The following is a 22,618-nucleotide window of genomic DNA, read 5'->3' as shown; positions in this document are numbered from 1 at the left end:
CGGGTGCAATAGTGCCGCAGGGCACCGTTTTTGGGCCCTGGACAACGTGTGAGGTGAGGGATGTCGAGTAGTGCGCCCGCTAATTCCGGGTCAGGCGCGGCAAGCGTCGTCGCCGGCGTGGATATCGGCGACCCGGAGCTCGCTGCCGCGCTGCGCGAAGACCTCGCTTCCGTCGAAGATCTGCTCGTCTCACGCATCGAATCGGGCGAGAAGTTCCTCTCCGACATCGCGCTGCACCTGGTCAAGGCCGGTGGCAAGCGCTTCCGCCCGCTGCTCACGGTGATGGCCGGCCACCTCGGCCCCCACCGCGATCCGGAATCCATTGTCGCCGCAGGCGTGGCGTGCGAGATGGTGCACCTTGCCACCCTGTATCACGACGACGTGATGGACGAGGCCGACGTGCGCCGCGGCGTCGAGTCGGCGAACTCTGCGTGGACGAACTCGATGGCCATCCTCGCGGGCGACTTCCTTTTCGCCCACGGCTCGATGCTCGTGGCGCAGCTCGGCCCGCGCGCGGTCGAGCTCATCGCGGGGACGTTCTCGGAGCTGGTCACGGGACAGATGCGCGAGACCGTCGGACGTCTCGGCGTCGCCCGAATCGACGCGCAGGCCGCGCAGGGCACGGACTCGCCGGACGAGAACGAGGTCGCCGCGCGCGCCGCCGATCCCGTCGACCACTATGTGCGGGTCATCTGGGAGAAGACGGGTTCGCTCATCGCGACCGCCGCCCGTTTCGGCGGCATCTACTCTGGCCTGGACGACGCGCAAATCGAGGCGCTCGGCCGCTATGGCGACGCCGTGGGCGTGGCGTTCCAGATCGCCGACGACATCATCGACATCTCCTCGGCGAGCAGCGACTCCGGCAAGGTCCCTGGTACCGACCTGCGCGAAGGCGTCCCGACGCTGCCGATCATCTACGTCCTCGAGGGCACCGATCCGGGCGAGGCGCGCCTGCGCGAGCTGGTTTCCGCGCCCATCGACGATGACGCCGACGTTGCCGAAGCAATCAGCCTGCTCGCCGATTCGGCGGGCATGCAACAGGCGAAAGACAAGCTCGCCGAGTACGTCCGTGCCGCCGAATCCGAGCTCGACACGCTTCCGGCGGGCCCGGCCAACGATGCGCTCCGGGCGCTGGTGAACTTCACGGTCTCCCGCGTCGGCTAAGGGGCCTGCGGTTCCGCCGGCCGCCGCGCGCGGCGCCTCCCGCCGCCCGCCAGTCGCCGTGCGATCGAGTACCCGGCGTCCCTGGTCAGCGGCCGGGACGGCGAGTCCCTATGCGCCGGCGAATTATTTGCGGCAGGCGCGCGGAGATCTCCGAAACGCCGGTTGTTCTCGTGGGCCGCGGCTGGAGGTCCCCGGCGCAGTTGGGGCACTCGTCGAGCCTCGCGTTGCAGCTCTCGCAGTACGTGCACTCGTAGCTGCAGATATACGCGCGACCGTCGGCGACGATCGACGTGCCGCACAGTTCGCAGGACTTCTTCATAGCCAGCATGGGTGTTCCTCACTCCATCGATTCGCGAAGTCGCTTCGGAGCGCGGAGCTCCCAAGACTCGGTGATGAGTTCTCGAAGTTCGATCTCGTCCACCTCGGAAAGCCGGAGCAGCACACTCGCGTGCCGGGCGTAGTGGTCGGTGGTGAAGAACTTCGCCGGCTCGGCCGCGATCAATTCCTCTCGATCGAGGATGCTCGGCCGCCACAGCAGCAGCACCCCGGGTTGCTCGTGGATTCGGGCAAAGGGTTTTCCTTGCACGTAAAACGCCGGACATCCGTGGGAGGATTTCTCTTCGCTGCCGGGAAGATCGAGCGCGATCGGCCGCACTCGTGCGATGTCGTCGGTCATTCCTGGCCCCTCCTTCGTCGAGCCGGCGGCAGAGGAGACTTGCGCGGGAGCCGGACGCGACTGTGAGGCCAGACTAGCGGAGCCAGAAACCGTCGAAATGTTTAGAAACCGTTCTGTGCACGCCCAATTTCGACACTCTCGACGGTTTCTGGAAATTTCGGCGCTGTCGCGTGTGGCGGAAGGAGACCCAGGGGCTGCGGAGTTGCCATGCCAGTTGTCCGGCGGGTTAGGCACCAACGCGAAGGGGCACACACCAACCCGAGGGTCGAAAAACCCGGTGATTTCGGCGAATTTATAACCCGGAGGTTGGTGTGTAGAGCCTCGGGTTGGTGTGTATCGCCGAACCCGGCGAGAGTCGCGACCTGCAACGCAGAATCCAGCCGCCGGCAGGCGAAATCTAGTCGGCACCCGAAATCGAATCACGCCACGGCACACCGGGCGCCGAGATCTTCCACCGCCACGCCACGAGGCGGATGGTGATCGCCGTGAGCACAGCCACCGTAGCCGGGACGAGCTCGTCGAGGCCGAACTCCTCGCACACGACGACGATCAACGCTCCGACCAGCGCGGACGTTGCGTAGAGATCCTGGTACAGGATCGAGGGGATGCGGCTGAGCATGATGTCCCGCACGGTCCCTCCGCCCACCGCGGTGAGCATCCCGAGCAGCACGGCCCCCACGGGCGAAGCCCCGAACGCGAGCGCCGTCCCCGCACCGGAGACTGCGAAGAAGCCGAGGCCGAGGGCGTCGAAGACCACGATCGCCGGTTCGAGGCGGGCGAGCCACCGCGCGGCAAAGAACGTGATCAGCGCGCCGAAGAGGGCGGCGGCGGGGTAGCGCCAATCGGACACCGCGTTGACCGGCGTCGCTCCGAGGATCGCGTCGCGCATGGCGCCACCGCCCATCGCCGTCACCGAGCCCAGGACGAGCACGCCGACGAGATCCAGCCGCGTGTAGCGGATCGCGGACAGTGCGCCATACACGGCGAACGCGACGGTCCCCGCCAGGTCGAGCAGCAGGACGAGGAGCTCGGAGGACACCATGGTCGCGGGTGGTTAGCGGTAGTTCTGGAACTGTAACGCGACGTCGAGGTCGGCGCCCTTGAGGAGAGAGATCACGGCCTGCAGGTCGTCGCGCGACTTCGAGGACACGCGAACCTCCTCGCCCTGGATCGTCGGCTTCACGCCCTTGGGTCCCTCGTCGCGGATGAGCTTCGTGATCTTCTTCGCCTGCTCCTTGTCGATGCCCTTCTTCAGCGAGCCGACGAGGCGGTAGCCTTTGCCCGAGGACATCGGATCGCCGAAGTCGACGGTCTTCATCGAGATGCCGCGGCGCACGAGCTTCTCGATGAACACGTCCTTCGCCGCCTGCGTGCGCTCCTCGGCGTTGGCGTAGATCTCGACGACCTCCTCGCCCTTCCATTCGATGGTGGTGTCGGTGCCGCGGAAGTCGTAGCGGTTGCCGAGTTCCTTCGCCGCCTGGTTGACCGCGTTGTCGACCTCTTGCCGGTCGTATTCGCTGACCACGTCGAACGAGGATTCCGAAGCCATTGCTGTACTCCTAACGTTTCGCCTCAGCGCCCGAAAGCGCCCGGATGCATTACCGCCAGGGTAGCCGCGGGCATCGGCCTTCTGCGGCACAAGCTCGCTTGTTGACGTCGGACGCACCGCGATTTTCCATCTTCACGGCGCGCTTGGTACTGTATCCATCGCGCCTAACGGCGGAACCGCAGGTTTCGCGACACGGCGCACGCCAGATTGCCCGAGCGGCCAAAGGGAGCGGATTGTAAATCCGTCGGCATTGCCTTCCAAGGTTCGAATCCTTGATCTGGCACAACAAGAAGACCCAGCCACACATTCGTGTCGGCTGGGTTTTCGCGTTTCGACTGGTCATGGAAGTATTCCCGCCGAAATGCCGCCCCGAAATGGCACGGCCGATACGGCACCGTCGACACGGGGCTGCCGAGAGCGGCGCGCAGGAAAAGACGGCCGCCTGCAACAATGGCAGGCGTGACAACACCACACGAGGCCAATCTCGCGCGATTCACCGCAGCAGCGCGGCGCTGCTCCTGGCAGCTACTCGCCGCGTACTCGTCCTCATTCACCCTCGCCAGCAGGCTCTTCGCGCCTAGAACCCGCGAGCACATCGCGGCGATCTACGCTCTCGTTCGCGTCGCCGACGAAATCGTCGACGGCACCTTCGCCCCGCCGCCTACTGGAACGGCAACGCCCGGCGACAACCAGGACCGCGACGCCGAGCAGCTCGCCGCCCGCCTCTCTGGCTACCGCGACGAGGTCTACGCGGCGCTGGTACGCGGGTTCTCCACCGACCCGATCGTCCACTCCTTCGCAGCTACCGCGACCGAGTACGGCATCGGCGCCGAGCTCATCGACCCGTTCTTTCGCTCGATGGGCATGGACATCACGCGCACCGAATACACCCGCGAACAGCTGGCCGAATACATCCACGGCTCGGCCGAGGTGATCGGCGAGATGTGCATGCGCGTCTTCGCCGGCGGCGCGCTCGCCGGGGACGCCGAGGCCGCGGCGTCCGCCCGCTCGCTCGGCGCCGGATTCCAGAAGGTCAACTTCCTGCGCGACGTTCGCGAGGATACGACCGAGCTCGGCCGCAACTACTTTCCCGGCCGCGATCCGTACGCCCTCACCGAGGGCGATATCGCCGAGCTGTGCGACGAGATGGACGCCGATTTCGCCCATGCCCGCGAGGGCATCGCGCGCATCCCCGGACGCGATCGGGCCGCCGTCCTCGCCGCACACGATCTCTTCGCCGAGCTGTCGCGCCGCCTGCGCTCCGCCGGTCCGGAATGCATCGCCGCCGGCCGCGTGAGTATCCCGAACAGGGAGAAGGCGATCATCGTCGCCAGGGCGGTGCGCGACTCCGCCGTCAGCAAGAGACGATAGCGAGGCCCCGATGAGTCCGAAGGACGAAAGCATTACCCGCGCGGGCCTCGGCCGGCTGGCGGCAGGGGAGCGCAAGACTGTCGTCGTGATCGGTGGCGGGGTGTCGGGGCTCGCGACGGCGGCGCTGCTCGCGCGGCGCGGCCACGCCGTCACCCTCGTCGAGAAGAATCCGACGCTCGGCGGGCGTGCGGGCTCCCGCGAATCCGGCGGCTTCCGCTGGGACACCGGCCCGTCGTGGTACCTCATGCCCGAGGTGTTCGCGCAGTTCTATTCGCTTCTGGGGATGACGCCGGAAGACGAACTCGACCTGGCCCGCCTCGATCCCGCCTACGCGGTCTGGGATGGCGAGCGCGGCGGCACCGAGCCGATCGAGGTGCGCTCCGGGCGCGCAAACGTGCGCGCACTCTTCGAATCCCTCGAGCCCGGGGCCGGCGCCACGTTCGACGACTACCTCGACTCCGCCGGCCACACGTATGCGCTCGCGCTGCGCCGTTTCCTCTACACTCGTTTCGGCGCGCGTGGACTCGCCGCCGCGTTCGCCCGCCGCGACGTGCTCGCCGTTGCCCCGCGGCTCGTGCCGCTCCTGCTGCGCAATCTGCACTCGTTCGTGTCCGGGCGGTTCCGCAACCCTACGATCCGCAAGATCCTCGACTACCCGGCCGTGTTCCTCGGCTCCTCCCCGTATCGCACGCCCGCGCTCTACCACCTGATGAGCCACCTCGACCTCGACGACGGCGTTTACTACCCGCGCGCCGGATTCACCACATTCGTAGAGTCGCTTCGGCGCGCAGCCGAGCGCGAAGGCGCGGAGATCCTCACCGATACCGAGGCGCTGGAGATCAAAGCGCGTACGAGCAGCTCGGTATCCAGGTACACCTCGCGAAAGCCCTCGGGGATCGCCGACTGGCTGAGGTGGAACGTGCCGTACCTGCAGAGGAAGGGACCGGTACTTGCCGGCGCATTCACTCGCGCCACGGGATACGGTCCGCGCGAATACGTCGCCACCGGTGTGCGGATCCGCACCGCGGGGGAGCCGAACCCACGGGTGCTGCCCGCGGACGCCGTCATCGGCGCGCACGATATCCAACACCTCGAGGAGCACCTCCTCAAGGAGGATCGGCGCACGTACCCGCAGCGATACTGGGACAAGAAGACGCCGGGGCCGGGCGCGCTCGTGCTCATGCTCGGGGTGCGCGGGGAGCTTCCGGAGCTGCGCCATCACAATCTGCTGTTCGCGAGCGACTGGAAGGGCGGGTTCGAGGCGATCTTCGGCGGGGACCCACACGTGCCGGATCCCGCGTCGCTCTACATTTGTAAGCCGTCCGCGACCGATTCCACGGTGGCACCGGACGGGCACGAGAACCTGTTCGTGCTCGTGCCGGTTCCCGCCGATGTCGATGACGCCGGCGGGCACGTGCAGGACCCGGGCGCGCTCGGCTTCGGAGACGGAGACCCCGAGGATCCCGACGATCCCGCGCAGGCCGTGGCCCACCGCGTGATCGCGCAGATCGCGCAGTGGACCGGCGTGCCCGATCTCGCCGAGCGGATCGTTGAGCGGCACGTGATCACCCCGGCCGATTTCGCCGAGGACGTGTACGCCTGGCGCGGCACCGCGCTCGGGCCGGCGCACACGCTTGCCCAGAGCGCGATGTTCCGGACGAAGAATGCCTCGCGCCGAGTCGAGGGACTGTATTACGCGGGCTCATCAACACTGCCGGGGATCGGTCTGCCCATGTGCCTCATCTCAGCGGAACTCGCCGTGCACGCGGTGGAGGGGACGCGGGCCGAGGTGCCGATGCAGCCGCAGGATCGCCACGGTAGGCGCTGAACGAACGCGCCGGGATGAGTGCTTCCCCCGCCGTCATGGGTGGGGGACCGCGATGCGGCGAAAACTGTGAACGCTGGGGATTTGGAAGATATCCGCGCGGCAATGTAATCTACTTTAGGCCTTAACGCGGGGTAGCAATGTCGCGCGTTGGACCGGCCCCCTTAGCTCAGTCGGCAGAGCGTTTCCATGGTAAGGAAAAGGTCGACGGTTCGATTCCGTCAGGGGGCTCGCACTCTTCTTCGTCGCTTTCGCGGCAGCGATTCGCGCCAAGGCGCGGCGGGGTAAGGGCACGGCGGTGTAGCTCAGTGGTAGAGCAAACGACTCATAATCGTTGTGTCGCCGGTTCGAACCCGGCCATCGCTACAAGTACATAACGCAAGAACCCCTCGCGGCGGAAAACGTGGCGAGGGGTTCTTGCGTGTGCGGCCGAGCTCGGGGTTTGAGGTCGCTCAGGGGAGTTGACCGGCGCCCGAGCCGTTGCCGGCGCGGGAGTCCTTGTCGGCGCCGCGGGTAAGCCGCTTGGGAAGGCGACCGACGAGTTCACCCACGGGTACGACGGCGGAGTTGAGTGTTTCCGCGGCGAGGTTGAGCTCGGCGACGGTCTTCTGGAGCTCGACGATGGTCGGCGCGATCTCGCCGATCGAGGCCGACAATTCGGAGATCTGGTCGATCGCGCCGCCGGGGGAGATGGCGCGCTCGATGGTGCCCTCGGGGCCGAATGCAGTGTCGAGGATGCCGCCGTCGGCGACGGCACGGTCGAGTAGGCCATCGTCCTCGGAGAGCTTGGTGAGAAGGCCGTCGACCGCGGTGAGCTGGTCGAGGATGCCGCCGGTGTCGAGGACGCGCTCGAGCACGCCGCCCGGCTCGGTGAGCTTGTCGATGACGCCGCCCTCGCCGGTGAGGCGCTCGAGGATGCCCTCGTTCTCGGTGAACTGATCGATGACGCCGCCCGGCCGGGTAAGCCGGTCCAGTGGTCCACCCGCGGCAGTGATGCGCATGAGGATCCCGTCCTCGTCCGTGGCTCGGTCGAGGAGGCCGCCGGGCTTGGCGAGCTTCTCGGCGAAGCCGTCGGGCGCGGTGAGCCGGTCGACGACCCCGCCAGGGGCGAGCAGGCGTTCCAGCGGCCCGCCCGGGGCGAGAACGCGGCCGAGTGAGCGGTCCTCGTTGAGCAGCTCGTTGATCTTGTACAGCAGGTCGAGCGGGGTGCCCGACCGCTTCGGCGTTTCGATGTCGAGGGCCGCGCCCAGCTCGGCCTGGACGTTCTCCACGGCAAGCCGCGACAACGAAATGGACGCCTCCGCCACGGCGAGCGCGCTGGCCGCCGTGGCGAAGGTGATCTTCGTGGGGAGCTCGATGACGTTTCGGATCCGCATCTGCCAGATTCTAGGTGGTTAACAGGTGTCGAATAGGCCGATCGCGCGCAATCGAGCCCCGGGCCTACTTCGCGTATAGCGCGTCTATCTGCTCGGCGTACTTACGCGTGATCGGCACCCGGCGCAGCTTGAGCGTTGGCGTGAGCTCGTCGCTGCCGGGAGCCCAGAACGTCGGCAGGATTTCCCACGTGCGCACGTGCTCGACCCGCGACAGCCGCGCGTTGGCCGCCTCGACCGCCGTGGCGATGGCGTCGCGCACCCCCGGGTGGATCGCGAGATCCGCCGGGTCCGTGCCCTCGACGCCCGCCTTCGCCGCGAACTCGGTGGCGACGTCCGGGTCGAGGGTGATGAGCGCGGAGATGTGCGGGCGGCGATCGCCGATGGCGACGGCCGAGCCGATGAGTGTGCTCGCGGCCTTGAGCGCGCCCTCGATGTTGGCCGGCGAGATGTTCTTGCCGCCGTCGTTGATGATCAGTTCCTTCTTGCGGTCGATGATCGTGAGGTAGCCCTCGTCGTCGAGCTGCCCGATATCGCCGGTGTGGACCCAGTTGTCCTCGTCGATCGTGTCCTCGGTCTTCTCCGGATCGCGGTGGTAGCCGCGCATCACGCCGCCGCCGCGCACGAGGACCTCGCCGTCCTCGTCGAGGGAGACCTCAGTGCCCGGGATGGCCTTGCCGACCGTGCCGAACTTGGGCTTGGCCACGGGGTTCACCGTCGTCACCGCCGAGGTTTCCGACATGCCCCAGGCCTCGAGGACGTCGATGCCGAGCGAGGACAGGAACACGAGGGTGCTCGCGTCGATCGGGGCCGCGCCCGACACCGCCGCGGTGAGCTGATCCATGCCCAGCTTCTCGCGCAGCTTCGACAGCACGAGTTTGTCGGCGACCGCATAGGCGAGCGCATCGCGACGCGACGGGGACGTGCCCGCGACGCGCGCGTCGGCGCGGCGCTCGCCGACACCGGTGGCCCAGCGCAGCAGCTTGCCTTTGACGCCCTCTTCGGCGTCGATCGTCGCCTTCACCTTTCCGACGATCTTGTACCAGAGCATCGGCACGGCGACGAAGAACGTCGGATGCACCTGGCCGAGCACATCGACGAGGATCTTCGGATCGTCGACGTCGGTGACCTCGATGTTGAAGTACATCGGCGCGTACTGGCAGATCCAGCGGTTGATTAGGTGCGCGTCCGGAAGATAGGAGATGACCCGGCCGTTGCTGAGATCGCCCACGACCGCGGAGATGACTCCCAATTGGTAGAGTAGGTTCGAATGGGTGAGCTCGACGCCCTTCGGGTTGCCCGTGGTGCCCGAGGTATAGATCAGCGTGAGCACCTCGCCGGGGTCGACTGCCTGCCAGGCGCCGTCGAAATCGAAGTCGTCCGAGCCCTGCGCGAGGAAAGGCTCGAGGCCCTCGCCCTCTTCGGCGGAGTCGATGACGACGACCCGCTGGGTGGAGGCGTCACCCTCGGCCTTGCGCATGGCGAGCGCCTCGCGCACCTTGCCCTCAAACTGCTTCTCGGTGAACACGATCTTCGGGCGCGAATTGCTGAACAGGTAGTCGATCTGCTCGGGCGCACTGGTGTTATATACCGAGTAAGCGATCGCGCCGAGGTGCATGACGCCCGCGTCGATGACGTGGAAATCCGGACGGTTGCTCAGCATGATCGCCACCACCTCGCCGGAACGCAGCCCCTCGGCGGCCAGCGCCGCCGAAGCTCGTCGAACCTGCGCACCGTATTCGGACCAGGTGAGGCGAACGCTGCCGTCCGCATTTTTGATGGCAATCTCGTCGCCGTTCTCGGCGACTCGTTGCTGGAAGTAGTGGCAAAGTGTCGTGGCCATGGTCATGCTCCGGGGATCGGTGTGTCCAATGTCGAGCGGGAAATTCTCAATGCCGCTCCTTTAGCGTCCCGGTGCGGTGTACTGTACACAGAAGGACAGAGCTGACATCAAGTGATGTCAGCATAGCGATAAGCCGCCGCCTACGGGGAGGATTTCCTTATGAAAACGCTTTTTCCTGACTATCGACCGGCCTGGCTCACCGACGAGCGCCGCGAGCTCATGGAGCACGCCTTCGAGTTCTCACAGAAGGAATTAGTCCCTCACCAGGAACGATGGGCCGATGAGCAGAAGGTAGACCGCGAGCTGTGGAACAAGGCCGGGGACGCCGGCCTGCTGTGCGCAGACATCCCCGCCGAATATGGGGGGATCGGGGGCACGTTCAGCCACGAGGCTGCCGTGCAGCACGCGATCACCCTCAGCGGCGACACCGCGTTCGGTTACTCCGTCGGCTCGACGATCGTGCCGCACTACTTCCTCAACTTCGGGACCGAGGAGCAGAAGAAGCGCTACCTCCCGCGGCTCGCCTCGGGCGAATTCGTCGGCGCCATCGCCATGACGGAGCCGTCCGCTGGCTCCGACCTCCAGTCGATCCGCACGACCGCAAAGCGCGAGGGCGACGAGTACGTCATCAACGGGTCAAAGACCTTCATTACCAACGGCACCCACAGCGACGTCATCATCGTCGTGTGCAAGACCGACCCCGAGGCCAAGGCGAAGGGCATTTCGCTCATCATCGTCGAGACGAAAGACCTCGCCGGCTTCGAGCGCGGCCGCGTGCTGCACAAGATCGGCATGCACGGGCAGGACACGCGCGAGCTGTTCTTCGACGATGTCCGCGTGCCCGTGGACAACCTCCTCGGCGCGCAGGAGGGGCAGGGCTTCTTCCAGCTCATGGGCCAGCTCGGCCGCGAGCGCCTCATCATCGCCTCCACCGCCGTCGCCGCCGCGGAGTTCTCCGTGCTCGAGGCGGTCGACTACACCCGCGAACGCCAGGCCTTCGGCCGTCCGATCGGCGATTTCCAGAACACCCGCTACGAGCTCGCCGACTGCAAATCGCAGGTCTTCGCCGGCCGCGCGATGGTCGACGTCGCCCAAGGCCTCGCCGATGCCGGCACGCTCGACCCGACGACCGCGTCGATGGCCAAGCTGTGGACCACCGACATGCAGTGCAGCGTCGTCGATCGCTGCCTTCAGCTCTTCGGCGGCTACGGCTACATGATGGAATACCCCATCGCCCGCGCCTACGCGGCCGCCCGCGTTCAGAAGATCTACGGCGGCACCAACGAAATCATGAAAGAACTCGTCAGCCGCTCCCTGTAGCCGCCGAATCCCCGAGGAATCATGCCCAGCCACCAGAGCTTCACTATCACCCGCAGCTACGACGGCGATCTCACCGATCTCCTCGCCCGCGAGGCGGACACCGCGCGCTGGCCCGAATGGGCGGGCACGCCCTTCGACCGCTTCCAGTGGGAGAGCCCGCCGCCCGCCGACCTCGGCGAGGGCGCCGTGCGCCGCCTCTCCGTCGGCCCGATCCCGCTCGTCGAGCGCACGGTGTCCTATGTCCCGGGCGACCACCACACCTATTCGATGGACCCGAGCGCCGGGATCCGCGATTATTCGGCCACCTTGTCGGTATCCAAGGATGACGTCGGACGTGGCGTTCTCACGTGGAAAGTCGACTTCGACACCACCGTCCCCGGCTCCGGCCCGGTGCTGAAGTTGGTCATGGAGCGCACCATCTCGCTGCTCGCCAATCGACTCGTCGCCGCGGGCCGATAGCCAAGCGGAAATCGAGAAGCGTCAAAATGGACTCATGGTAGAAACGTCCCAACGCTCCTCCGACGGGCGCCGCTGGCGCGGCGTCTACCCCGGCGATCGCAAGGCCGAGCGACGATTCAAGCTCATCGAATCCGGGCTCGACCTGCTCGCCGCGGAGGGGCCTGGGGCGGTGACGATGCGCGGGGTGTGCCGCCGCGCAGGCCTCACCGAACGCTATTTCTACGAGAGCTTCGATAACCGCGACAAGTTCCTCGTGCAGATCTTCGACCTCGTCGTCGAGGACGCCGAGGCAACACTGCAGGAGGCCGTGGCGTCCATGCCGCCGCAGCCCCCCGACGCGATCTCGCACATCGCGTCCGCGTTTACCGACTTCCTCGTCGAGGACCCGCGCCGGGGCGAGATCCTGTTCGTCCAGTCGGTCACCAGCGAGCTCTACCCCCGCGGCCGCGAACTCATAGGCCGCTTCACCGCCATCGTCGGTGGCCTCAAGGACGCCTTCGCCGCCGCCGGAGGAAACCTGTCCCGCAATGACGAACTCACCGCGCGCTGGGATCCGCTGGCCCTCTTCGGCGGCCTCGCCTTCGTGTATCAGGACTGGCTGCTCGACCCCAAGGGTGTCTCGGCGGAGGACGTCTCCGCGTACATCGCCTACCTCATCTCCATCGTCGCGCGCGTCGACTTCCCCGGCCCGGCCGACTAGGGCCGGGCTACCGGGCGTCGAGCTCGGCGAGCGCCCGCGCCAGGTCCTTGCTCTTCAACGTGAGCCCCTCGAGGTAGGGCAGCGCGCCGCGCGCGAGGTCGAGCGGGAGCCACGGGGTGGGGATAACCTTGCGCGCCGCGCGTTTCTCGATCTGCCCGCAGATCGCCTCGGCTGCGTCGTGCGGGGACATGCGCGAACTCAGCACCGACGGCAGCTGCGCGCCAAGCGTCTGGCCGTACGGGTCGTCGTCCAACGTCTTCGCCGCGAGCGAGGTGTCGATCATCCCGAGCATCGCGATCCCCACGGAAATCCCCGAACCGGCTACCTCAAGCCGCAGCGAACGCGCGAGCGACTCGAGCGCCGCCTTCGACATCATGTAGGCGGCGCCGCCCGGACCCGGCATAAAAGCCGAACAGGATCCGGTGATCTGGACGTGCCCACCGCTCGCGGCGAGCGCATCGGTCGCCGTCTGCACCGTGTGCAGCACGCCGAAGACGTTGATATCGATCACCCGCCGCACCACGGCCGGATCCGTCGACCGCAGCATCCCGGGATCCGGGGTCACTCCGGCGTTGGCGATCACCACGTCGAGCCCGCCGAAGCTTTCCAGCGCCAGCTCGGTCGCGGCCCGCATGTCCTCGGGCGCGGTCACATCCGCGCGCGCAGAAACCGCGCGCGGCCCCAGCTCGGTAGCGAGCCGCGCGACCGCGTCGGCGTCGATATCGACGGCCACGACCTTCGCCCCGCGCGCGTGGCAGCTGCGGGCGAGCTCCGCGCCGATGCCGTTCCCGGCGCCGGTGATCAGGACTCTACGGCCGTCGAGGTCATACGACGCGCCCCGACGAAAAATCCCCATCAGGGCTTCCCGTTCCCGTCGAGCAGGGCGCGCACCTTCCCGGCCCTGCCGTGGACCTGCTCGATCACCGTGCTGATCAGCTGGTCGACCTTCGGCCCGCGCCTAAACGAGGTCAGCGGGAGCGGAAGCTGCACGAGCGTTTCCGTGCACGAACGCGAATAGGCGAACTCCCGCAGCCCGTCCGGCCCATGCACGCGCCCGAACCCGGACTGCTTGGTGCCGCCAAGCGGAAGCGTCGGCACCGCCGCGTGCAGCACGAACCCGTTGATCGCCACGTTCCCGCTCGTAATCCGGTCGGCGATCGCCCGGCCGTTGCGGCGCGAGAACACGGTAAGCCCGAGCCCGTACTCGCTGGCCTCTACCAGGCGGACAGCCTCGTCCATATCGGCGACGCGGCGGATCGTCATCGTCGGGCCGAACGTCTCCTCGACCACGGCCGGCGAATCCTCCGGAACATCGGTCAACACGATGGGGGAGACGACCTGCCCGTCGATCGAATCCAGGCCGCCGACCAGCGCTCGCCCGCCGCTGGCGAGCGCGTCCTCCACGTGCGAGCGCACGATGTCCACCTGCCGCGGCATCGTCATCGCGCCGATCTGCGTCGACCCGTCCGCCGCCGCCCGCAGCCGGCCCGCCTCCGCGGTGACGAGCCTTTCGAACTCGTCGGCGACGTCGGCGTGCACGTACACGCGCTCGACGGCGAGGCACGTCTGTCCGGCGTTCGACATCGCGCCCCACACCGCGGCGTCCGCGGCGGCCGCGACATCGGCGTCGGCGTCGACGACCAGCGCATCCTTGCCGCCGCATTCGCACAACACCGGCGTGAGGTTCTCCGCGCACGTCGCGAGAATCTTCCTGCCCGTCGCCGTCGAACCGGTGAACCCGATCTTGTCGACGCCCGAGCGGCACAGCGCCTCGCCGACGTCACCGCCGCCGGTCACGCAGTGCGCGACGTCGAACTCGCCGCTGGCACGCTGGAACGAGGCGATAATCGCCTGACCGGTGCGCGGCGTCCACTCGCTCGGTTTAAACACGACCGTGTTTCCCGCGGCGAGCGCGAACGCGATCGACCCCATCGGCGTGAACACCGGGTAGTTCCACGGCCCGATCACCCCGACCACCCCGTACGGCAGGTACTCGACCGTCGCCCGCAGGTTCTTCGTCAGCGCGCTCGTCGCGACCTTGCGTCGCCCGAGCACCTTCTCGGCGTTCGCGGCCGCCCACGCGAGGTGCTCCAGCGACATGACGATCTCGAACATCGCGTCCGAATGCGGCTTGCCCATCTCGTCGCTCATCGTCCGCGCGATCGAGTCCGCATTCCGTGCGAGGTCGGACCGCCACGCGTCGAGCACCTTGCGCCGCTTCGCGAAACCCATGTCCTGCCAGCGCTTCTGCGCCCACCGTGCGGATTGAACATCACGTATGACGTCGGAGGGCGAGTCGAAAGCGACGTCCGGGCGCGCGTGTACTTGAGTCATGGCAGTAAACGTCCTTCGTTATTGAGGTCGACGGTCAGAGTGGAGCCGGCCGCCCGAGATACACAGGTGAGCATGTATTCGGAGCGTTCGGAATCGGTGAGCCGGTGGTCCCGGTGGTCGACCTCGCCGGAGATCACGCGGGTCATGCACGAGCTGCAGAATCCCTGCCGGCAGGAGTAGCTCACCCCGGGCTCGACGCGGCGGATCGCGTCGAGCGTGGTCTCGTTCGCCGCCACCTGCACCTTCTCGCTCGAACCGGCGATGAGCAGCGTGAACGGCTTGCCGCCGACGACCTCCGGCGGCGAGAACCTTTCGGTGTGCAGCGTCGCCGCGGGGTCGACGTCCGGCAGCACCATGCGCGCGGTGTCCATGAGCGACGGCGGCCCACACATGTACACCGCCGAGGCCGCGTCGGCGCCGGCGAGGACCTCGGGGATGTACGGGGGACCGAGCTCGTCGTCGGTGCGCACCTCGACGCGCCCGCGCCCCGCATCGATCTCGGCGAGCTCGTCCAGGAAGGGCAACGAGTCGCGGGAGCGCCCGAGGAAGGCGAGCTTCCAGTTCGCGCCCTCGCGCTCGGAGTGCCGAACCATCGGCAGGATCGGGGTGATCCCGATGCCGCCGGCGATAAAGAAGTAGTTCTCCGTCTGCCGGAACGGGAACGCGTTGCGGGGCCCGCGCACCGTGAGCCGGTCGCCCTCGGCCAGCGCATGCATCTGTACCGAGCCGCCCTCGCCGCCGGCCTCGGCGGAGATCCGCCGCACCGCGATGCGGAAGTGGCTGCGGTCCTCGGGGTCGCCGCACAGCGAGTAGCTGCGCTGCAGCCCGGAGGGAAGGAACACGTCGAGGTGCGCCCCGGGCCGCCACAGGGGAACGGGGTTCCCGCTGTCCGGCGTCAGCTCAAACGAGACGACGTCGGGGGCCTGCCGCCGGACGCGCGTCACGGTTACCGGGATGTCGTACCCGGTGCGCCGCACCGGGCTGGGCCGCGAGAGCATCGGCGCCAGTGGGCTGCGGGCGAAAACCTGGCGGTATCCGTCCGCGGCGATGTCGAACATGCGCATCGCGGCTGTGACGCGCGTGCCGGCGGACTTGGTCACTGCTCTTGCTCCTCGTGCCGGTGCACGGCGGTGGATTGCGACAGGTACTCCACGGCCATGTCGATGCTGCCGAAGGACGCCGGGTGGAACTTCGGGCGCAGGTACACCGGGATCTCGGTGATGAAGAACTTCGCGTCCGGGATCGCGTTCGCCTTGATGGACTTACGGAACGACAGCAGCCAGTGCTCCTTCTTCTTCGGCAGCTCCGGATCGGACCTGTACAGGTCCCGCGCCGTCGAGAAGAACAGGGCGCCGAGCATCACGCTCGCGATAATCGAGGTGCGCACGCGCCGCGCGTACGAGCCGTCGACGTACTGGAAGGCATCGAAGACGACGTTGCGGTGCTCGACCTCCTCGGCGCCGTGCCACTTGAGCAAGTCCATCATCTCCGGGTAGGTGTCGTTCGCCTCGAGGCCGCCGCTGACGAGGAACCAGTTCCCGACGACGGCGGTGTAGTGCTCCATCGCGGCGAACAGCCCGAGCCGCTCGCACAGCCACGCCTTGCGGGCGCGGCCGGTGAGCCCCTTGTAGCCGAGCACGTTGTCGACCATCCACTCCATTTTCTCGCCCATCTCGACGTTGAGCCCGAGGTCGGCGAGGTACTCGCGGGCGCCGCGGTGCGAGTCGGCGTGCTGGGTCTCCTGCCCGATGAACCCGCGCACCTCCTCCTCCAGCCGCGGATCCTCGATGTAGGGCAGCGCCTCGGCGAGCGCGGAGGACATCGCGCGCTCACCCTCGGGGAGGATGAGGTGCATCGCGTTGTACATGTGCACCGCCATCGGCTGGCCGGGAACGTAGTGCAGCGGCATCCCGTCCCATTCGAAATGCACGTCGCGCGCCTCGATGGAGTAGGACTCGTCCGTATGGGTATTCGACTGCGTTTCGGTACTCATGGCCTACTGGGCTCCTTGGTCTCGGTGGGATCGATGGACGTATCTTCGGCGACGTCGCTGCCGGCCCCGAGGACGAAGTCGGGGAGGAATATGCGCCGGGTGCGCGCGCGGAACTGGCGGAAGAACCCGGGGAACCAGGCGATGTTCCGGCCGGTGGCGTCGATGTAATAGGACGCGCATCCGCCGACGTTCCACACCGAGCGCGACAGCTTGGTGTCGATCTCGTCGACGAACCGCTCCACCGCGTCGCCGCGCACCTCGAGGCTCGTCAACCCGTTCGCCTTCATCTCCCGCAGCGCGCTGATGATGTAGTCGACCTGCGCCTCGATGACGACGACCATCGAGGTGTACGTCGCCGCGTTCGGGCCGAGGATCTGGAACAGGTTGGGGAATCCGGCCGCCGCGGTGCCCAGGTAGCACAGGGGCGTGGGATCCCAGCTCTCGGCGAGGGAGCGGCCTCCGGCGTCATGAACGCGGGAAAAGAACGGATGCCCGGAGACCGTGAACCCCGTCGCGAGCACGAGGACATCGAGTTCGTGGACCGTGCCGTCCGCGGTCTCGACGCCGGTGGGCACGATCCGCCGGATCGGTTCGGTGATGACGTCGGTCTTCGCATCCGCCATGGCGGGGAAGTAGGCATTCGAGAACGTCGGCCGTTTGCAGCCGAACATGTAGTCCGGGGTGAGCTTTTCGCGCAGTTCCGGATCGGGAACCTGGCGCCGCAGGTGCGCCTTCGCGATGGCCTCCATCCCCTTGAGCATGGCCGGGCGGAACACGAGGCCGTAGACCATGGACTCGAGGACGACGTCGACGGTGCGGCGCAGCGCCCGCTGGGTGGCGGGGACGCGCGCGAAGAGGTTCTGCAGCGCGGAGGGGATTGGCTGATCGGGGTGCGGGAAGATCCACGTCGGGGTGCGCTGGAAAACGGTGAGCGAGCTGCCCACGCGCACCGCCTGCGGAATGATCTGCACGCCCGAGGCACCCGTGCCGATGACCCCGATACGCTTGCCGCTCCAGTCTTTGGTGTGGTCCCAGCGCGCGGAGTGCAGGACGGTGCCCTCGAAGTCGTCGAGGCCCTCGAACCTCGGCGTCGACGGTTCGCTGAACGGGCCGAACGCGCCGACGACCACGCGCGCCCGCCACGTGCCCTCGGAGGTCGCGAGCGTCCAGTGCTGACCGGTTTCGTCCCAACGCATGTCGAGGATCTCGTGGCCGAGCCGCAGATGGGGCTCGATGCCGAACGTCTCGCACACCTCGCGCAGGTAGGAAAGCAGCTCCGGCTGCAGGGGATAGAGACGCGACCAGTCGGGCTTCTGGGCGAAGGAGAACGAGTACAGCGCCGCCGGGATATCGCACTGCGCGCCCGGGTAGGTGTTCGCCTGCCAGGTGCCGCCGACCTCCGTGGCGCGGTCGAAGACGAGAAAGTTCGTGGTGCCCTCGTCGAGCAGCCGCTTGGCGGTGCAGATGCCGCCGAACCCCGCGCCGATTACCGCGACGTCGAGAATTTCGTCCGACATCCTGTCGTTCTCGGTGTCCATGAACAGCTCCTTGCCGTAGCCGGTGTGGACGGCGCGCCCGGGGCGAGTCGTGCGTCGGGTGACACGTGTTTCAGTCTTATGTAGACATCGCCTGATGTCAACTACTGATTTGCACGAATCAAGACGCCACGGCGCTGCCTGCGCGGCCCCGGGGGCGAACGATCATTCCCCACGGGGAGGTGGCGACCGTGTTAGGTTCGACGTAGACCACTTCCGTGCGGTGAAAGGCAGTTCCACATGGGTACCGGGCTCGTGATTCTGATCGTCGTCATCATCTTGTTGGTGGTATTGGTGGCGGTCGCCATCGGTATGTACAACGGCCTCGTCCGCATGCGGAACAACGCGCGGGAGGCCTGGGCGCAGATCGACACCCAGCTCCAGCGCCGCGCCGACCTCATCCCCAACCTCGTCGAGACCGTGAAGGGCTACGCAAAGCACGAGAGCGAGACACTGCAGCGGGTCACGGACGCGCGTGTCGCCGCGCAGCGGGCCCACGAGACCGGCGAGGTTCGCGATGCGAAGGCTGCGGAAACCGCTTATAAGGACGCCATGGTTCGCGTCAACGCCGTGGCCGAACAGTACCCGGACCTCAAGGCGAGCCAGAACTTCCTGTCGCTGCAGGAAGAGCTCGCCACCACCGAGAACAAGGTGTCGTTCGCGCGCCAGCACTACAACGAGGCCGTCAACTCCTACAACACCAAGCGCGAGGTCTTCCCGTCGAACATCTTCGCCGGGATGTTCAACTTCAAGGCCGCCGAGCTCTTCGAGGTCGAGGACGAAGCCGCTCGTCGCGCGCCCGGCGTCCAGTTCTAGAGCGCGAAGGTCGCGTTAACCTCTGATGGCGTCCTTCTCCTCCGAACTCAAACGGCTCCGCCGGGGCGTATTCGTCGCGTGGCTGGTCAATTTCCTCCTCCTCGCGCTGACCATCCTCGCGGCGATGCTCTTCGTCGCCCTGCCGAGCAATGTCACCAACGAAGAACTGCTGCGGTACCTTCTTCTCTACGGCGGGGTCGCAGTGGTCGTCGCCGCAGTCATCCTGGCTTTTGTCATGCTGCTCTCGTCGTCCGTCGTCATGGGCTCTGTGGGTGGCGACCACGAGCGGGTAACCAGCGGGCAGCTCTACAACATCGCCGAGGAGATGTCGATCGCCTCGGGGATGAAGGTGCCCGATGTCTACATTCAGCACGGCACCGGGGTCGCCAACGCCTACGCGCTCAGTAACCGTAAGGGCCACGCCCGCGTCGTATTCACGGCGGAGATCCTGCAGACGCTCGACCGTTCCGAGGTCCAGGCGGTCATGGCGCACGAGCTCAGCCACGTCTACACCGGCGACTCGGTGGCGATGACCAGGCTCATCGCGCTGACGTCGACGGTGGGGATCATCGCGGGTTTGTCCTCGCGCATGTTCTACGGACGGCGCGGCGGCGGAGGCAATAACGGCAAGGCCAATCCGCTGGCGATCGTCATCATCGTGTTGTCGCTGATCTTCCTGCTCGTCGCGCCGATCCTTTCCCGCGTCGGCAACGCCTTCATGTCGCGCAAGCGCGAATCGCAGGCCGATGCGAACGCGGTGCGATTCACCCGCAATCCCACCGCGATGGCGAGCGCGCTGGCCAAGATCGATGGCTACAGCTACCAGTCCGGCGCGGACAACCAGAAGGGCGCCGAGAAGTTCTACAAGACCGTCGGCGCGCTCGCGTTCTTCAACCCGGCGAAATTCGCCGGCGCATTCGCGACGCACCCGCCCATCGGGGAGCGGGTCGACGCGCTGGTCAAGATGGGCGCGGCGCCCCCGCGCGCGCCCGGGACCTAGCCCCGCCCGCCGAGGTGGGTAACTTGGCAACCATGGACGAGCAGAACATTGAGGCGGGCGGGCCCGGGCCCGTCGGGATCAGCGTCGACTCCGGGCCGCTGGAGCTCACGCCGGTCATGGTGCGCGAGTTCGCCGCGGTCACCCATTCCGATGACGGCGGAGAGCAGGTGCCCCACACGATCGCCGCGCCTCTCACGGCGGGGGTCCAGGATGCACTCATCGGCGACGAACGCCTGGGGATCGACCTCGCCCGGACGATGCACACCGAGCAGCGCATCGAGTCCTCCCATCCGCTCGAGGTGGGCACGACGTACACCGCGAGCGCGACGGTCGAATCGATCCGCAAAGCGGCAGGCGGCAGGCTCATCACCTTCGTCACCGAGGTCCGCGACCCGGGCGGAACCACGGTGCAGACGCTGCGCACGACGCTGCTGTCCGCGCTGCCCGAATCGGACGAGAACAGGGGAGGTTCGGCATGAGCAGCACACAGTGTTCGGAATTCGCCGAACGCACGATCGAGCTGAGTCGGCAGGACCTGCTCGACTACGCGCGTGCCGCGGGGGACCACAATCCCATCCACCTCGACGACGAGGCCGCGCGCGCCCTCGGTCTCGACGGGGTCATCGCGCACGGGATGCTCACCTGGGCGCGGGTGCTCGCGGAGGTGGCCGACTGGGCAGGAGGGTCGCACAAGATCGTGCGCAGCGAGGTGCGCTTTGCGAACCCGGTCCCGGTGCCGATGGACGGGGTGGCGACCATCGTGTTGTCCGCGCGGGTGAAGGACCCCGATCCCGAGACCGGGTACACCACGGTGATGCTCACGGCGAAGAACGACGGGGCGAAAATATATGGCAAGGCCGCGGTCACCGTGAAGCCGTGAGACGCGGCGCGCTGCGTTCGGTTGGGACCGGTTCCGTCCATTGTGTAGAGTGGATCCTCGCGTGCTCCGTGGCGAGCGGTCGCTACTGCACCACACTGTGGTCGCAGACGCCGTAGAGTCGAAGTGGACGCAAAGGGGCGTGGCTCAATTGGCAGAGCAGCGGTCTCCAAAACCGCAGGTTGCAGGTTCGAGTCCTGTCGCCCCTGCCACATCCCCCGGGTGCGAGCCCGGGCCGATTAGGTAGTAAGAAAGCCGGAGGTTTCCGCGTGAGCGACGATCGCGACGACGTCGAGAGGGACGACAAGAAGGTCGGCGGCGCCGACAATCCCGTCGTGCCCACCGGCAAGGCCGGACGAGGCAACGTGGCCGAGCGCCGCGTTCGCACCGACGGTGACGACGCCGAGGACACCACCGTCAAGCGGGCGAACCCGGTGCAGTACGTGGGTCAGGTCGGCTCGGAGCTGAAGAAGGTCATCTGGCCGACCCGCTCGCAGATGGTCACCTACACGGCCGTCGTGCTGCTGTTCCTCGTGTTTATGACGCTGCTCGTCTCCGGAGTCGACTTCGGGATGGGCAAGGGGATCGAGTGGGCGTTCGCCCGCTGATCCACTCGTATAAAGCGAGCCGCACAGCCGGGCGTATGGCCGCCTTCCGTAGGGGAGGGGTCAGCGCCCGCCGGTGATTTGGCCCCCGCGCTTGCGCAGGGGCGAGGCGCGCGGAGCAAGTAACGTAGCTAGCAAACAAGCAATACTCGTCAATACTTAGTGACAGAACGTCCAGCACGGGGTGCCGACGAGGGTCAACGTGCCGATGGAAGGAACCGTTTCGTGAGCGAGACCGAGAACACTGGCGACAACGCCGAAAACCTCGACCCGGTAGAGGCCGAGGCCGCCGAGGTCGACGCCGCCCAGTTCGGCGCCGCGCAGTTCTCCGGGTCCGATCTGCCGCCCGCCGAGGAGGCGCCGGCATCCGAGACTGCCGTCGACGAGGTTCCGGACATGGTCGCTTCGGACGACGAGTCCGCCGCCGAAGACGGCTCCGAGGCCGAGGCCGCGGCGGAGACCGCCGCCGAGCCCGAGGAGGAGCTCAGCCCGGCGCTTGCGCTCGCGAAGTTCAAACGAGAGCTGAAGAAGCTGCCCGGCGAGTGGTACGTCATCCACACCTATGCGGGCTACGAGAACAAGGTCAAGCAGAACCTCGAGACCCGTGCGGTGACCCTCGACGTCGAGGAGCAGATCCACCAGATCGAGGTCCCCACCGAGGAATACACCGAGATCAAGAACGGCGAGAAGAAGAAGGCCACCCGCAAGGTGCTGCCCGGCTACGTGCTCGTCCGCATCGATCTCGACGACCAGACCTGGAACGTTGTGCGCAACACCCCGGGTGTGACCGGCTTCGTCGGCGCGACCTCGCGTCCGACTGCGCTTTCGTTGTCCGAGGTCGCGAAGTTCCTCATGCCGAAGGTCGAGGCGCCGGCGGGCGCCCCTGCCGGGTCCGAGGCCGCGGGAACCGAGGGCGACGGCGGCGCGGCTGCCGAGGTCGTCGAGTTCGAGGTCGGCGAATCGGTCACCGTCCAGGACGGTCCGTTCGCCACCCTGCCGGCGTCGATCTCCGAGGTGGACACCACCTCACGCAAGCTCAAGGTGCTCGTGTCGATCTTCGGTCGCGAGACTCCGGTCGAACTGGGCTTCAACCAGGTCGACAAGCTCTAAGTCTTCGCCACTCGCCTCGAGCCGCGCGTATTCGCCTTCGATTAGGGGAAACGCGCGGCTCTGGCGTA

At 67.1% G+C, this 22,618-nt stretch carries 23 protein-coding genes and 4 tRNA genes; 16 read left to right on the top strand and 11 right to left on the bottom strand.

Features of this window, described 5'->3' with window-relative positions:
- Window positions 1-60: 60 nt before the first annotated feature.
- Window positions 61-1,164 carry a polyprenyl synthetase family protein gene (locus BJL86_RS12620; protein WP_067477775.1) on the top strand — a complete coding sequence of 368 codons (1,104 nt, stop codon included), beginning with the start codon at window positions 61-63 and terminating at the stop codon, window positions 1,162-1,164.
- 85 nt (window positions 1,165-1,249) lie between these two features.
- Here the strand turns inward: BJL86_RS12620 and BJL86_RS12615 are convergent, their stop codons facing one another.
- From BJL86_RS12615 to BJL86_RS12600, 4 genes are all read right to left on the bottom strand, one after another.
- The gene (locus BJL86_RS12615) at window positions 1,250-1,492 is read right to left on the bottom strand and encodes a DUF1272 domain-containing protein (RefSeq protein ID WP_067477772.1); all 243 of its coding nucleotides are present in this window, start codon (window positions 1,490-1,492) and stop codon (window positions 1,250-1,252) included.
- Between the two features lie 9 nt (window positions 1,493-1,501).
- Window positions 1,502-1,840, bottom strand: coding sequence for an MmcQ/YjbR family DNA-binding protein (locus BJL86_RS12610; protein WP_067477769.1), 339 nt, complete (start codon window positions 1,838-1,840; stop codon window positions 1,502-1,504).
- Window positions 1,841-2,237: 397 nt separating this feature from the next.
- Entirely contained in the window at window positions 2,238-2,882 is a 645-nt protein-coding gene (locus tag BJL86_RS12605; protein ID WP_197487650.1) for a trimeric intracellular cation channel family protein, read from the bottom strand.
- A 12-nt stretch (window positions 2,883-2,894) separates the two neighbouring features.
- Complete coding sequence (locus BJL86_RS12600; RefSeq protein WP_067477766.1) at window positions 2,895-3,389, bottom strand: YajQ family cyclic di-GMP-binding protein; 495 nt, start codon at window positions 3,387-3,389, stop codon at window positions 2,895-2,897.
- Window positions 3,390-3,590: 201 nt separating this feature from the next.
- On the opposite strand from BJL86_RS12600, the gene BJL86_RS12595 reads away from it, so the two are divergent.
- The 5 genes from BJL86_RS12595 (at window position 3,591) to BJL86_RS12575 (ending at window position 6,951) form a co-directional block, all read left to right on the top strand.
- A tRNA-Tyr gene (locus BJL86_RS12595) sits at window positions 3,591-3,672 on the top strand.
- A 176-nt stretch (window positions 3,673-3,848) separates the two neighbouring features.
- On the top strand, window positions 3,849-4,760 hold the full coding sequence (locus BJL86_RS12590) for a phytoene/squalene synthase family protein (protein ID WP_231887294.1): 912 nt from the start codon (window positions 3,849-3,851) through the stop codon (window positions 4,758-4,760).
- Window positions 4,761-4,770: 10 nt separating this feature from the next.
- The gene (gene crtI / locus BJL86_RS12585; protein ID WP_075844995.1) at window positions 4,771-6,588 is read left to right on the top strand and encodes a phytoene desaturase family protein; all 1,818 of its coding nucleotides are present in this window, start codon (window positions 4,771-4,773) and stop codon (window positions 6,586-6,588) included.
- Between the two features lie 155 nt (window positions 6,589-6,743).
- A tRNA-Thr gene (locus BJL86_RS12580) sits at window positions 6,744-6,816 on the top strand.
- Between the two features lie 63 nt (window positions 6,817-6,879).
- Window positions 6,880-6,951 (top strand) — tRNA-Met (locus BJL86_RS12575).
- An 86-nt stretch (window positions 6,952-7,037) separates the two neighbouring features.
- On the opposite strand, the gene BJL86_RS12570 is transcribed toward BJL86_RS12575, so the two are convergent.
- Together BJL86_RS12570 and BJL86_RS12565 are read right to left on the bottom strand one after the other, a co-directional pair.
- On the bottom strand, window positions 7,038-7,961 hold the full coding sequence (locus tag BJL86_RS12570; protein ID WP_067477760.1) for a hypothetical protein: 924 nt from the start codon (window positions 7,959-7,961) through the stop codon (window positions 7,038-7,040).
- A gap of 64 nt (window positions 7,962-8,025) precedes the next feature.
- Complete coding sequence (locus BJL86_RS12565; protein ID WP_156515439.1) at window positions 8,026-9,801, bottom strand: AMP-dependent synthetase/ligase; 1,776 nt, start codon at window positions 9,799-9,801, stop codon at window positions 8,026-8,028.
- A 159-nt stretch (window positions 9,802-9,960) separates the two neighbouring features.
- Here BJL86_RS12565 and BJL86_RS12560 point away from each other — a divergent pair, with 159 nt between their 5' ends.
- Genes BJL86_RS12560 through BJL86_RS12550 form a run of 3 tightly spaced genes read left to right on the top strand, consistent with a single transcriptional unit; the run spans window position 9,961 to window position 12,280 of the window.
- A complete protein-coding gene (locus BJL86_RS12560; RefSeq protein ID WP_067477753.1) occupies window positions 9,961-11,121 on the top strand; it encodes an acyl-CoA dehydrogenase family protein in 1,161 nt (386 codons plus the stop codon).
- 21 nt (window positions 11,122-11,142) lie between these two features.
- Window positions 11,143-11,580, top strand: coding sequence for an SRPBCC family protein (locus tag BJL86_RS12555; RefSeq protein WP_067477750.1), 438 nt, complete (start codon window positions 11,143-11,145; stop codon window positions 11,578-11,580).
- A gap of 34 nt (window positions 11,581-11,614) precedes the next feature.
- Window positions 11,615-12,280 (top strand): TetR/AcrR family transcriptional regulator, encoded by a 666-nt coding sequence (locus BJL86_RS12550; RefSeq protein ID WP_067477747.1) that lies wholly within the window; start codon window positions 11,615-11,617, stop codon window positions 12,278-12,280.
- A 7-nt stretch (window positions 12,281-12,287) separates the two neighbouring features.
- On the opposite strand, the gene BJL86_RS12545 is transcribed toward BJL86_RS12550, so the two are convergent.
- The 5 genes from BJL86_RS12545 to BJL86_RS12525 are packed head-to-tail and all read right to left on the bottom strand — an operon-like array spanning window position 12,288 to window position 18,145.
- On the bottom strand, window positions 12,288-13,136 hold the full coding sequence (locus tag BJL86_RS12545) for an SDR family NAD(P)-dependent oxidoreductase (protein ID WP_067477744.1): 849 nt from the start codon (window positions 13,134-13,136) through the stop codon (window positions 12,288-12,290).
- Window positions 13,136-14,614, bottom strand: coding sequence for an aldehyde dehydrogenase family protein (locus BJL86_RS12540; RefSeq protein WP_067477742.1), 1,479 nt, complete (start codon window positions 14,612-14,614; stop codon window positions 13,136-13,138). Before BJL86_RS12540 ends, BJL86_RS12545 begins: the two co-directional genes overlap by 1 nt.
- Entirely contained in the window at window positions 14,611-15,714 is a 1,104-nt protein-coding gene (locus tag BJL86_RS12535; RefSeq protein WP_231887292.1) for a PDR/VanB family oxidoreductase, read from the bottom strand. The genes BJL86_RS12540 and BJL86_RS12535 overlap by 4 nt, the downstream gene beginning before the upstream one ends.
- Window positions 15,711-16,607, bottom strand: a complete 897-nt coding sequence (locus BJL86_RS12530; protein WP_067477739.1) for a metal-dependent hydrolase — start codon at window positions 16,605-16,607, stop codon at window positions 15,711-15,713. Before BJL86_RS12530 ends, BJL86_RS12535 begins: the two co-directional genes overlap by 4 nt.
- Window positions 16,604-18,145 (bottom strand): flavin-containing monooxygenase, encoded by a 1,542-nt coding sequence (locus BJL86_RS12525; RefSeq protein ID WP_156515438.1) that lies wholly within the window; start codon window positions 18,143-18,145, stop codon window positions 16,604-16,606. The genes BJL86_RS12530 and BJL86_RS12525 overlap by 4 nt, the downstream gene beginning before the upstream one ends.
- 237 nt (window positions 18,146-18,382) lie before the next feature.
- Between BJL86_RS12525 and BJL86_RS12520 the strand changes: the two genes are divergently transcribed.
- The 7 genes from BJL86_RS12520 to nusG all read left to right on the top strand — a co-directional run bounded on the left by BJL86_RS12520 (window position 18,383) and on the right by nusG (window position 22,550).
- Window positions 18,383-18,958, top strand: coding sequence for a LemA family protein (locus tag BJL86_RS12520; protein WP_067477737.1), 576 nt, complete (start codon window positions 18,383-18,385; stop codon window positions 18,956-18,958).
- A gap of 25 nt (window positions 18,959-18,983) precedes the next feature.
- Window positions 18,984-19,958, top strand: a complete 975-nt coding sequence (locus BJL86_RS12515) for a M48 family metalloprotease (protein WP_067477734.1) — start codon at window positions 18,984-18,986, stop codon at window positions 19,956-19,958.
- A gap of 32 nt (window positions 19,959-19,990) precedes the next feature.
- Window positions 19,991-20,437, top strand: coding sequence for a (3R)-hydroxyacyl-ACP dehydratase subunit HadA (hadA, locus tag BJL86_RS12510; RefSeq protein WP_082908704.1), 447 nt, complete (start codon window positions 19,991-19,993; stop codon window positions 20,435-20,437).
- Window positions 20,434-20,838 (top strand): MaoC/PaaZ C-terminal domain-containing protein, encoded by a 405-nt coding sequence (locus BJL86_RS12505; protein WP_067477731.1) that lies wholly within the window; start codon window positions 20,434-20,436, stop codon window positions 20,836-20,838. The genes hadA and BJL86_RS12505 overlap by 4 nt, the downstream gene beginning before the upstream one ends.
- A gap of 133 nt (window positions 20,839-20,971) precedes the next feature.
- A tRNA-Trp gene (locus BJL86_RS12500) sits at window positions 20,972-21,047 on the top strand.
- Window positions 21,048-21,104: 57 nt separating this feature from the next.
- Complete coding sequence (gene secE, locus BJL86_RS12495) at window positions 21,105-21,443, top strand: preprotein translocase subunit SecE (RefSeq protein ID WP_067477728.1); 339 nt, start codon at window positions 21,105-21,107, stop codon at window positions 21,441-21,443.
- A gap of 222 nt (window positions 21,444-21,665) precedes the next feature.
- Window positions 21,666-22,550 (top strand): transcription termination/antitermination protein NusG, encoded by an 885-nt coding sequence (gene nusG / locus BJL86_RS12490; RefSeq protein ID WP_067477725.1) that lies wholly within the window; start codon window positions 21,666-21,668, stop codon window positions 22,548-22,550.
- The last annotated feature ends 68 nt before the right edge of the window (window positions 22,551-22,618 follow it).

The organism is Dietzia timorensis (assembly GCF_001659785.1).
GTDB lineage: Bacteria > Actinomycetota > Actinomycetes > Mycobacteriales > Mycobacteriaceae > Dietzia > Dietzia timorensis.
Note: the sequence above shows the minus strand (reverse complement) of the source record. Positions and strands in the feature narration are given on the sequence as shown.